A 10,023-nucleotide genomic window follows, 5' to 3' on the forward strand; every position below is an offset into this window, starting at 1 on the left:
ATGCAGATTTCGCTCTGCAAAATGTGATACGCAGAGTGATGAATGCCAGGGCGGGTGCACGCAAGCAGGTGGGGCTTTTCCGCCGTCCGGGGTGGATCGGCGGCTCCCGAGATGAAACACTCCCCAGCAATGCTAAAAAGGGGGCCAGCTTTTGCCGGCGCCGACCTGGTCAGTGGAAACGTCGGCGAGAGCGATCCGAGACGCGCCTAGATAGGCCGGGAGTGGGGATGATGGTGGCGGCGGTGAGGCACGCGGATACCGCGTACCCCGCGGACCGCGGCCTGTCCCTGCCCGCCAGGCTGCTGCTCGTGGCGGGATTGGTGGTGGGCTGCTGGCTCGCGCTGGTTCTGCTGGGCGCAGGCCGGGCCTCGGCGGACGAGCCGGTCACCGTGGCCGGCATCGACGCGCCGAGCGGGCAGGCCGTTTCCTCCGGTACCCAGGCGGGCACGGAGTTGCTCGGCTTCCTCGGCACCACGCTCACCACGACGCTGGGCACGGTGGTCGACACCGTCGGCCAGGTCGGCGGCACCGTGACGACACTGACCGGCACCGTGACCACCACGGTGACCACCACGGTGACCACGACGGTGACCGGCACCGCCGGCGTCGTGGGCGCGGTGACCGCACCGATCACCACGATCCTCGCTCCCCCGCCGGGGAAGGCCCCGGTCACGGCGACACCGGTCACGGGAACCCGCAGGGCGGTATCGGCCGCCGAACCTGCGACTCCGCCCGTGCAGACGGCACCGGCCGCGGTGCGGGACGCCACCGCGCCCGCCGCGGTCAAGAAGGCGCTCTCCCCGCAGCAACCCGCCAGGTCCGGACATCCACACCGGACAGGCACGCCGCAGGCGGCGGGGCCCGCCCAGTCGGCGGGCGCCCAAGGCGGCGCTCCCGCCCCGGGCCCGTCTCTGCCGGGAAACCAGTTCTGCAGTGTCGCCTCGGCGGCCGACAACGGCAACACCGGTAAGCACCCGCTGGCGACCCTGTGCGCCCAGGCTGGCACGCCTCAGCCGCGGGGCCTCGGGCTCACCTCACTGGCGGCCCGGGCGGGCGGCGGGCGCGACGCGGCGCTGCCCACCACATCGCCCGACTGACTCCGGCCTCGTTCTTCAGGACACCCGCGCCCAAATCAAGATCAACTTCGTGGGACGCCTCGCGTTTCCCGCATCCGTGAGCCCTGACCAGACTTCCCGTCCGGCCGACCGCGCCTGGCCGTTCGGGTTCCGGTTCCGGCACCAAGGCAGCCCCGGTGGTGCCGGAACCGCATCGGGCACGCGCCGTTGGTGCCCTGCTCACCGCGCCGAGCAGGGCACCGGCCCCCGGCGCGCGCCTGGCCGCGGGGCAGCCGGCACGTCGAGGGGCGGTGCCGGCACCCCGAGCGGCGCGGCCGGTGCGCTGGATGACCAGAACCGTTGCACTTACTCCCTGGAGTGGCGGACCTCATCCAGCGCACCGGCCGCTCTCACGTGACCGGCAGCCCGGCGGCCACCCCGTGCACGGACGCCGCGGCGGCCGCAAGTCGCTGCATCCCCTCCTCGATGCGATCGGGCGGCTGCGAGAACGGCACCCTGAGCCAGCGCTCCAAACCACCATGGGCCGCGAAGCGGGAACCGGGTGCGATGTGCACACCGTGACTGGCCGCGGCGATCGCCAATCGCGTACTGATCGGTTCGGGAAGCCTGCACCACAGGGAAAGTCCGCCGTCCGGCAGCCGGAACGACCATTGTGGACAGTGTTGGGGCACGGCGCGGGCCAGTACGTCGCGCTGCCGCCGGACCTCTTCCCGCCGCAGGCGCAGGGCTTCCGGATCGGCGAGCAGTTCGGCCAGCACGAGTTGTTCGAACACGGGCGAGCCGAGATCGAGACCGTATCGGGCCGAAGAAAGCCGCGCCAGCACGTCTTCCGCTGCCCTGAGCCAGCCGATGCGCAGGCCGCCCCAGTGCGATTTCGAGGAGGTGCCCACGAGAATCGAGAAGTCGCCCGCGGAAAACGGCCGTGGTGCCACGGTTTCCGCCAGATCCAGTTCCGCGAGCGTCTCGTCGATCACCACCGGCGTCCGCGACCGCGACAGCACGGTGGCGAGGCGTTCGCGTCCTTCGTCGTCCAGACGGAGACCGGTGGGGTTGTGGAAGTCGACGATGAGGTAGGCCAGTCGCGGCCCGGCCTGGCGCAAGGCCGCCTCGATACCCTCGAAATCCCAGCCGTCGTCACCGAGCGCAACCGGGACCGGGAGGGCGTGGGCCGCGCGGACGGCTTCGAGCGCATTCGGGTACGTCGGCTGTTCGACCAGGACGCGGTCCCCCGGCGCGGTGAGCATGCGCAGCACGAGCACGAAGGCGTGGTGCGCGCCGTTGGTGATCATGATCTGGTCGGGCGTGGTGGGCAGGCCCCGCTCGGTGTAGCGCTGGGCAATCCGCTCGCGCAGGACGAGGAGGCCCCGTTCGAGGTAGCCGATCCCGCCCAGTTCGGCGGGCAGCCGTTCGCGCGCGGCGTCGACCGCGCGGACCAGGCCCGGCGGCGCATAGGGCGCGGCCCGCGAGAAATCGATCAGGCCCGGCGAGGACGGCCCGGGGTCGGGGCCGGGGCGGCCAGGCGAAGTGATCCACGAACCGGCACCCCGGCGGCTCGACACGACGCCGAGCTCACGCAGGCGGTCCAGCGCGGTGCCGATCAGGGTGCGGCTGACGCCCAGTGCCTCGGCGAGTTCGCGTTCCGCGGGCAGCCGGGTGCCGACCGGGAGGTGGCCGTCGGCCACCTGAAGTTCGATAGCGGTGGCGAGATCGACGGCACCCTGGCGACCACCGTGTCGCCAGGAGCCCAGCAAGGTGGCCAATCTGCCGCCGGAGATGCGTCCACCGAGGACAACCTGGGGGTTCACCAGTCCAATACTTGCATATTGGCCCTGGAAAACCAGGCCAATCCTGGAGCAGGCTGCACTCGTGGCTTCCGTCGATCTCGCTCCCGTCAGCCTGTCCGTCGACCCGGTTCGGCGTTTCCCCCAACTCCTGGGCGGCCTCGCCCTGTACGGCACCAGCATGGCCATGCTCACCAGGGCACGCCTCGGCCTGGACCCGTGGGACGTCCTGCACGAGGGGCTGACCAAACGCACGGACCTGTCCTTCGGCACGGCCGTCGCGATCGCCTCCGTGGCCGTGTTGCTGCTGTGGCTTCCGCTCCGCCAGCGCCCGGGGATCGGCACGGTGCTCAACGTGGTGGTGATCTCGTTCACGGTGGACCTGGTGCGCGCGGTCCTGCCGCCGCAGCACGACCTCGCCTGGCAGATCACCCTCCTGACCGGCGGGATCGTGCTCAACGGCCTCGCCACCGCCGTCTATGTCGGTGCGCGGCTGGGCCCCGGCCCGCGTGACGGGTTGATGACGGGGCTGGCCACGCGGACCGGATGGCCCGTCGGCCCGGTCCGCACCGGTATCGAACTGGCCGTGCTCGCGACCGGCTGGCTGCTGGGCGGCACGGTGGGCGTCGGAACGGTGCTCTACGCGGTCACGATCGGACCGCTGGCGCAGACCTTCCTGCCGCTGGTGGTGTGGCGGCGGGCCGACCCCGACGCGGCGTGATCAGGACACCGCCTGCCGCAGCCGGGGCGCGTCCAGCCCGAAGCGCGCCAGCACGTCCGAGGCTGGGCCACGAAGGACCGCCAGCGCGAGCAGGATGTGTTCGGAGCCGAGGCGCTTCCCGCCGGCCCGGACGAGTTCCTTCAAGGACAGTTCCAGTGTCTTCTTCGCGTCGCCTGTCAGCGGGACACGACCCCGCCGTCCCGGCCGGGCCCGGGCGGCATCGAGCGCGTTCGGCCCGTGGGCACGCTCGATCCGATCGACGATCTCGTCGACGTCGATCCCGAATTCGCCGAGGGCTTCGGCCTCCGCGAGGCTGATGCCCCCGCGCCGCCGTACCCGCTCGGCCTCCGCGACGATTTCCTCGGCAGGCACGCCGAGCCGGTGCAGCACACGCCTCGCGCCACTGTCCGGGACACGCAGCAGCGCGGTGAGCACCTGCAGCGGGGCGATCTCGGGACTGTTGTGTGCCAAGGCATCCCGCTGCGCTTCCACGACCGCCGCACGGGCGTCACCGGTGAACCTTTCGAACATCAATTCCTCCCGTGCTTCTTGTGTACCGCCTGCCTGCTGACGCCGAGTTCGGCGGCGATCTCCTGCCAGGACCAGCCCTGGACGCGGGCGCTGCGCACCTGCACGGCCTCGAGTTGTTCGAGGAGCCGGCGCAGCGCCGCGACGGCCCGGAGGCCCACCCGGGGATCGCGGTCGCCCGCCCGGGCCGCCAGTTCGGTTGCCTCAGTCATGGTGTCAACTTACATTGACACTCGGCGAGTGTCAACCAAAGTTGACGGACCGTAGGCTCGGGACATGCCCAAGATCGCCATCGCCGAACACGCGGGCGTCGGCGCCGACGGCAGGCCGCGCCCCACCGAAGACCACGTCGTCGTGCTGGACAACGCCGCGCTCCTGCTCGACGGCGCCACCTCCCCGAGTCCCGACCTTCCGCCGGGCGGCTGGTACGCGGGCCTGCTCGCCGACCGGCTCTCGGCCGCGCTCCGCGCCGATCCGGAAGCGGAACTGACCGGCCTCCTCGCCGGCTCGATCGCCGAGGTGGCCGAGGCGGAGGGACTGCGGCCCGGACGGGCACCGTCGAGCACGGTCGCCGTGCTGCGCTGGACCGCCGAACGGATCGACGCGCTCGTACTCGCGGACAGCCCGATCGTCGCTTTTGGACAGACTGGGTACGAGGTGGTCGCCGATGATCGGCTGATTCGCTTGCGACGGGCGGGAAAGCTCATGACCGGGGCCGCGGTGCGAGCTCTGCGCAACACCCCGGGAGGATTCTGGGTGGCCGAGGCCGATCCGGCCGCCGCCACCCATGCGGTCTGCCGGAGCTGGCCCACGGACGCCCTTAGCACCGTGCTGCTCGCGAGTGATGGAGTGGCGGTCGGCGTGGACGAGTACGGCCTGTTCGACTGGCCCGAAGCGCTCGCGCTCGCCCGTCGTCACGGGCCCGCCGCGGTCCTGGACGCGGTGCGCGCGGCGGAGGACGAAGATCCACACGGCGAGAAATGGCCGCGCCCCAAGCGACACGACGACCAGGCGCTGATCGTGGCCGACTTCGCCGAGGCGGCGGTCCACGACGCCTGACCCCGGCCGGAATCCCTAGGGGGAAGATCAGGGACTTCTCCGGATCACCGGAGCGGCGGCCTTGAGCAGGCTGAACCGCATGGGGATCACCAGCGAACAAGGGGACAGAACCCGGCTGTGGCTGATCGCCGCTGCCGTGGCGATCGCATGGTCCGGGTTCACCATGACCGTGCTGCACCTGATCAGCGGCCACAATCCCGTCACCGACACGCTGTCCAGCTACGCCTTCACCGATCGAGGCACCGGCATGCTCGCGGCGAGCATGCTCGCGCTGGCCGCGGGTTCCGTGGCCCTGCTCGCCGCGTTGAGCACCACCAGCGTGCCCGTACGCGGCACGCCCCGGATCCTGTTCGGCACCTGGTCCGCCGGGCTCACCCTGGCGGCGTTCTTCCCGGCCAGCTACGACAGTCATCCCGACCCGGTCAGCGGCGAGATCCACCTGTACTCGTGCCTGGTGGCCTTCCTCAGCCTGCCCGCGCTGGCACTTTGCCTGCTCGAACGCTTCGCCCGCTTCCACGAGGTTCCGGGCCGCCGCCTGCTGGCCCGGCTGTCCTACGCCGCGGTGGCCTGTCTCCTGGTGTTCGGGCTCTGCATCCTGTGCCCGTGGCTGCTCCCGGTGGGCGTCGTCCAGCGGGCCACGCTCGCGGTCGACGTCGCGCTGCTGTGCTCGATCATCGCCGTGCTCTGGAAGGCGATCTCCGCCCCCGCGGTCAGTGAACGCTGATGCGGAACACCGGGTGCTTCGGAGCGATCTCGCGCAGTTGCTCGTCGGAAGCCTTCGCGTCCACGCCGTCGAAGAACATGCCGACCTCCCACTTCCAGCGCTTCAGGTAGGCGCGCAGCAGGTCGGGCTTCTCGTCGTCGGTCAGTTCCACGGCCGTGAACGTGTCTTCGCGGCGCCCGACCCGCAGCCTGCCCTCTCCGGCGATACGCAGGTTGCGCACCCACTGGGTCTGACCGCGGGGTGCGACGAGGTACTGCTCGCCTTCGAAGGGCAGGAGGTTCACCGGCACGGATCGCATTTCGCCGCTCTTGCGCCCCCGGACCGACAGGACCCTGCTGCCCATCAGGCTGACGCCGTGCCGCGTGAGCCAGATGACGGTGGCGTGGAGCGATGCTTCGAACCTGCCGCGCTGGATGGTGACGGTCTCGCTCATCGGTTTCTCCCTCTGTTTGAGAGCGGTGATCTCTGTTGAGATCAGTGAACACCTTCAGCCGTACTCAGTCAAGAGCACTGCTCTCGAAATTGTCTAGCGCTCTCCCGCCTGGCAGACTGGGACCATGTCAGCCCCTCGTACCGCCCGCGACCGTGCCCGGGCCGAACTCACCCAGGAGATCAAGAACGAGGCGCGCCGCCAGCTCGGCGAAGTCGGCGCGAACGGACTGTCCCTGCGCGCCGTGGCCCGGGAACTGGGCATGGTCTCCTCCGCGCTCTACCGGTACTTCCCGAGCCGCGACCAGCTGCTCACCGCGCTGATCATCGACGCGTACAACGCGCTCGGCGAGGCCGCGGAGGCCGGTGACGATCCCTCGCAGACCCCCCTCCGCCGCTGGGAGCTGATCTGGGGGGCGGCGCGCGCGTGGGCGCTGGCCCATCCCCACGAATACGCCCTGATCTACGGTTCGCCGATCCCCGGCTACCAGGCTCCGCAGGACACCGTGACCCCGGCCGCCCGCGTGGCGCTTGCCCTCATCCAGGTGGTCGAATCCGCCCCGCTGCACCCCGTCAACGAGGGGCCGTCCCTCTCCGCGGAGCTGCGAGAACAGGCGGAAGCCCTCCGGAAGGCACTCGGCTCCAAGCTCACCCCGGACGACCTCTGCCGCCTGCTCCTTTCCTGGACCCAGCTGTTCGGCGTGATCAGCTTCGAGCTGTTCGGCCAGTACGTCGGCAGCGCCGACCCGGCGGACCCGTTCTTCGCCTACACGGCCCAGCAGACCGCGAGACTGATCGGACTCAGCTGATCAGGTGCGCCTCGAGCCAGGCCATTCCCCACCGGCAACGAGCGTCCGCTCAGTCGAAATGCAAGACGTAGCGGCCGCGCCTGCCACGCTGCTCGAGCAGGCGATGAGCCTCGGCCGCAGCGGCCGCGGGCAGCACCTCGGCGACGCGGATCGTGAGGCGTCCGGCTCCGGCGAGTTCGGCAAGCCGGTCCAGCCGCTCGGCAGCCCCGACGTAGTCGCGGACGAAGATCGGGGCGACGCGCACGCGTTCGCTCCCGTCGCCCTGGTAGCCACGCACGGTCACGGCGGCGCCGTCGTCCCTGACCGCCGGTAGTGCCGCGGCATCGAGGGCAGCCGCGTCGAGGAGCCCGTCGACACCGTCGGGGTGGAGTTCGCGCAGCGCCGAAGCGAAGTCATGGCCGCGCGGTACGACTTCGTCGGCGCCGCGACCGCGAACGAACTGCTCATCGGACGCGGCGGCGTCGGCGATGACGACGAGCCCGGCCAGTTTGGCCAGCTGGATGAAGTAGCCGCCGACGGTACCGGCTGCTCCCGTAACGGCCACGGTGGCACCGGCGGGCAGGGCCAGGGTGTCGAGCGCGAGTTGGGCGGTGAGGCCGTTCATGGGCACGGTGGCCGCTTCGACCTCGGACAACCCGGGCGGGATCCTGGTGACCGATCGGGCCGGTACGACGAGATCGGCGCGGTAGCCGCCGTGCGCACCACTCGGTACCACGACGGCCATCACCGGATCGCCGGCCGAAATCGGGCGGTCTACTTCCGAGCCGAGTTCGGTGACCACTCCGGCGACCTCCATACCCGGAACCCGGACGGTGTCGGCGTCGCCCTGTTGCGGGCGGGAGCGGATCATGGCGTCGGTCGGGTTGACGGTCGCGCTGCTCACGCGAATGCGGACCTGCTGCGGTCCGAGGGGCTCGGCGGCGACGTCCAGGGCGTGCAGCGCATCCGGGCCGCCGGGCTGCGTGACTCCGATTGCCTGAACCATGATCTGTTCACTCCCTGCGGGACTTGTGATCGGTCGGGTCCGACGCCGCCCCGGGCATGGCTCGCAGACCCGCGAGGAGCAGGGTGCAGACGGCGTCGAGGTCGTCGTCGACATCGGGCCTCAGCCAGTCGCCCGCGTGGGCGACGTGGTGGAAGCGGGCGGTGGCGAGGTAGACGGTCCGGGCGGTGGCCGCCGGATCCGTCGTGGTGAAACTGCCGTCGGCGGCACCGGCGGCGATGATCTGTTCGAGCTGAGCGAGCAGGTCGGCGACGTGGTCCTCGGCGACGATGCTGTGCGCGGCCGCGAGGACGCCATAGGCGTCGAACAACTCGGGGTCCTCGCGGATCTTGGCCTGTTTGCCCGCGAGCACGGCGTGCAGCCAGACGCGCAGGCGTCGTGGGGGCGGTATCCGCTCGTCGCCGGCGATCGCGGCCAGCTCGTCACGGCTCTTGTCCAGCCAGCGGCGGGTGACGGCTTCGCGAAGCGCCTGCTTGGAACCGAAGTGTTTGTACACCGCGGCGTGGCTGACGCCGAGCGACCGTGCGACGTCGACGACCGTCGCCTTGGCCGGCCCGTGGCGGCGCAGTATCTGCTCGGTAGCGGCGAGGATGCGCTCCGGGTCCAGGGGTGTACTGGCAGGCATCAGCGCTCGCTGTCCAGCAGAGCAAGCAGCGGAGCTGCGTAACGGGCGCCCGCGACCTCCGCGTTCGGGACGGCCTGCTCGATGGCCGACAGGTCGTCATCGGACAGTGCCCGTTCGAGAGCGCCGACGGCCTCCACGATGCGTTCCGGGTGGCTGGCCCCGATGGTCGCGACGATGTCGTGGTGCTCGGCGCCCTGTGCGAGCACCCAGGCGATCGCCAGTTGCGCCACCGTGATCCCGCGGACGGCGGCGACGGTGCGCAGCCGCTCGACCAGGCCGAGGTTGATCTCCACGTTGCCGGGCGCGAAGCGGGGCAAGTGGCCTCGGGTCTGCGCGTTGTCGGTCGGGGACGGCCGGTACGCGCCGGACAGCAGGCCCTGACCGAGCACGCCGTAGGCGGTGACGCCGATTCCGAGTTCGCGGCAGGTCGGGAGGATGCTGTCTTCGATACCGCGGCTGAACAGCGAGTATTCGATCTGGACGTCGGTGATCGGATGCACGGCGTGTGCCCGGCGCAGCGTCGCGGCGCTGACCTCGGAAAGTCCGATACCGCGCACGTAGCCCTTGCCGACCATCTCGGCGATTGCGCCGACCGTGTCCTCGATCGGGACCGTCGGATCCAGTCGCGCCGGTCGGTAGATGTCCACGTGGTCGGTGCCGAGTCGCTGGAGCGAGTACGCCAGGAAGTTCGCCACCGAGTCCGGTCGGCCGTTGACGCCGCGCATGCTGCCGTCCACCCCGAACAGCGCACCGAACTTCACGCTGACGACGGCCCGGCCTCGATCGACCGTCCGCAGTGCCCGGCCGATGAGCGACTCGTTGTGGCCCATGCCGTAGTGGTCGGCCGTGTCGATCAGCGTGATCCCCGCGTCGAGCGCGCTCCGGATCGTCGCGATGCTTCGCTCGTCCTGGGCTCTCCCGTAAGCACCGGACATACCGGCGCAGCCCAAGCCGATCATCCCGACGCGCAGCCCTGTTCCGAGTTGTGCTTGCTTCACGACACTGACGCTACCGAGTGGGGTTACAGATTTCAAGAATTGAAACCTGTCACCCGAGCAGTTCGATGACTTCCTCGTCCGTCGTCTGGCCGAAGTCCGCGTACCACTCCCCGACCGCCCGGAACCGCTCCGGCCGCAGCACGCACACCACGTCGTCGACCTCCGACTTCAGCCCGATCGCGGCCTCGGGCGCGCAGACGGGGGCGGCGAAGATCAGGCTGCGAGGCCGGTCCCGCCGCAGCATCCGCGCGGCGGCGCGCGCGGTCACAC

The 10,023-nt window shown here is 70.7% G+C and carries 12 protein-coding genes and 1 pseudogene; 5 read left to right on the forward strand and 8 right to left on the reverse strand.

The features are described from left to right. Positions 1–242: 242 nt before the first annotated feature. The gene (locus tag FNH05_RS05880; protein WP_144586245.1) at positions 243–1,097 is read left to right on the forward strand and encodes a hypothetical protein; all 855 of its coding nucleotides are present in this window, start codon (positions 243–245) and stop codon (positions 1,095–1,097) included. A 368-nt stretch (positions 1,098–1,465) separates the two neighbouring features. On the opposite strand, the gene yczR is transcribed toward FNH05_RS05880, so the two are convergent. Continuing rightward, a complete protein-coding gene (gene yczR / locus FNH05_RS05885; protein WP_246127556.1) occupies positions 1,466–2,881 on the reverse strand; it encodes a MocR-like transcription factor YczR in 1,416 nt (471 codons plus the stop codon). Between the two features lie 61 nt (positions 2,882–2,942). Between yczR and yczE the strand changes: the two genes are divergently transcribed. Next, positions 2,943–3,578, forward strand: a complete 636-nt coding sequence (yczE, locus tag FNH05_RS05890; RefSeq protein WP_144586246.1) for a membrane protein YczE — start codon at positions 2,943–2,945, stop codon at positions 3,576–3,578. Here the strand turns inward: yczE and FNH05_RS05895 are convergent, their stop codons facing one another. Both FNH05_RS05895 and FNH05_RS05900 read right to left on the reverse strand, forming a co-directional pair. Next, positions 3,579–4,109 carry a Clp protease N-terminal domain-containing protein gene (locus FNH05_RS05895; protein ID WP_144586247.1) on the reverse strand — a complete coding sequence of 177 codons (531 nt, stop codon included), beginning with the start codon at positions 4,107–4,109 and terminating at the stop codon, positions 3,579–3,581. After that, the gene (locus FNH05_RS05900; protein WP_144586248.1) at positions 4,109–4,318 is read right to left on the reverse strand and encodes an RNA polymerase sigma factor sigma-70 region 4 domain-containing protein; all 210 of its coding nucleotides are present in this window, start codon (positions 4,316–4,318) and stop codon (positions 4,109–4,111) included. Before FNH05_RS05900 ends, FNH05_RS05895 begins: the two co-directional genes overlap by 1 nt. 64 nt (positions 4,319–4,382) lie before the next feature. Between FNH05_RS05900 and FNH05_RS05905 the strand changes: the two genes are divergently transcribed. Together FNH05_RS05905 and FNH05_RS05910 are read left to right on the forward strand one after the other, a co-directional pair. Further along, entirely contained in the window at positions 4,383–5,165 is a 783-nt protein-coding gene (locus tag FNH05_RS05905; RefSeq protein WP_144586249.1) for a hypothetical protein, read from the forward strand. A 79-nt stretch (positions 5,166–5,244) separates the two neighbouring features. Next, positions 5,245–5,889, forward strand: coding sequence for a DUF998 domain-containing protein (locus tag FNH05_RS05910; RefSeq protein WP_144586250.1), 645 nt, complete (start codon positions 5,245–5,247; stop codon positions 5,887–5,889). On the opposite strand, the gene FNH05_RS05915 is transcribed toward FNH05_RS05910, so the two are convergent. Next, positions 5,876–6,322, reverse strand: a complete 447-nt coding sequence (locus FNH05_RS05915; protein WP_144586251.1) for a nitroreductase family deazaflavin-dependent oxidoreductase — start codon at positions 6,320–6,322, stop codon at positions 5,876–5,878. The genes FNH05_RS05910 and FNH05_RS05915 overlap by 14 nt on opposite strands. Positions 6,323–6,446: 124 nt before the next feature. Between FNH05_RS05915 and FNH05_RS05920 the strand changes: the two genes are divergently transcribed. Beyond that, the gene (locus FNH05_RS05920; RefSeq protein WP_144586252.1) at positions 6,447–7,127 is read left to right on the forward strand and encodes a TetR/AcrR family transcriptional regulator; all 681 of its coding nucleotides are present in this window, start codon (positions 6,447–6,449) and stop codon (positions 7,125–7,127) included. 49 nt (positions 7,128–7,176) lie between these two features. On the opposite strand, the gene FNH05_RS05925 is transcribed toward FNH05_RS05920, so the two are convergent. The 4 genes and pseudogenes from FNH05_RS05925 to FNH05_RS05940 all read right to left on the reverse strand — a co-directional run. Beyond that, positions 7,177–8,112 carry an NADP-dependent oxidoreductase gene (locus FNH05_RS05925; RefSeq protein ID WP_144586253.1) on the reverse strand — a complete coding sequence of 312 codons (936 nt, stop codon included), beginning with the start codon at positions 8,110–8,112 and terminating at the stop codon, positions 7,177–7,179. A 7-nt stretch (positions 8,113–8,119) separates the two neighbouring features. After that, a complete protein-coding gene (locus FNH05_RS05930) occupies positions 8,120–8,755 on the reverse strand; it encodes a TetR/AcrR family transcriptional regulator (protein ID WP_144586254.1) in 636 nt (211 codons plus the stop codon). Next, a complete protein-coding gene (locus FNH05_RS05935) occupies positions 8,755–9,753 on the reverse strand; it encodes an aldo/keto reductase (RefSeq protein WP_144586255.1) in 999 nt (332 codons plus the stop codon). Before FNH05_RS05935 ends, FNH05_RS05930 begins: the two co-directional genes overlap by 1 nt. 49 nt (positions 9,754–9,802) lie before the next feature. Then, positions 9,803–10,023 (reverse strand): annotated as a pseudogene (locus FNH05_RS05940) (phosphoribosyltransferase); the annotation flags it as partial.

Source organism: Amycolatopsis rhizosphaerae, from assembly GCF_007713715.1.
Classification (GTDB): Bacteria; Actinomycetota; Actinomycetes; order Mycobacteriales; family Pseudonocardiaceae; genus Amycolatopsis_E; species Amycolatopsis_E rhizosphaerae.

What these genes read in the sequence shown, in the direction of transcription:
- FNH05_RS05895 (WP_144586247.1), bottom strand. Translation starts at nt 4,109, where the DNA reads ATGTTCGAAAGGTTCACCGGTGACGCCCGTGCGGCGGTCGTGGAAGCG.
- FNH05_RS05900 (WP_144586248.1), bottom strand. Translation starts at nt 4,318, where the DNA reads ATGACTGAGGCAACCGAACTGGCGGCCCGGGCGGGCGACCGCGATCCC.
- FNH05_RS05905 (WP_144586249.1), top strand. Translation starts at nt 4,383, where the DNA reads ATGCCCAAGATCGCCATCGCCGAACACGCGGGCGTCGGCGCCGACGGC.
- FNH05_RS05910 (WP_144586250.1), top strand. Translation starts at nt 5,245, where the DNA reads ATGGGGATCACCAGCGAACAAGGGGACAGAACCCGGCTGTGGCTGATC.
- FNH05_RS05915 (WP_144586251.1), bottom strand. Translation starts at nt 6,322, where the DNA reads ATGAGCGAGACCGTCACCATCCAGCGCGGCAGGTTCGAAGCATCGCTC.
- FNH05_RS05920 (WP_144586252.1), top strand. Translation starts at nt 6,447, where the DNA reads ATGTCAGCCCCTCGTACCGCCCGCGACCGTGCCCGGGCCGAACTCACC.
- FNH05_RS05925 (WP_144586253.1), bottom strand. Translation starts at nt 8,112, where the DNA reads ATGGTTCAGGCAATCGGAGTCACGCAGCCCGGCGGCCCGGATGCGCTG.
- FNH05_RS05930 (WP_144586254.1), bottom strand. Translation starts at nt 8,755, where the DNA reads ATGCCTGCCAGTACACCCCTGGACCCGGAGCGCATCCTCGCCGCTACC.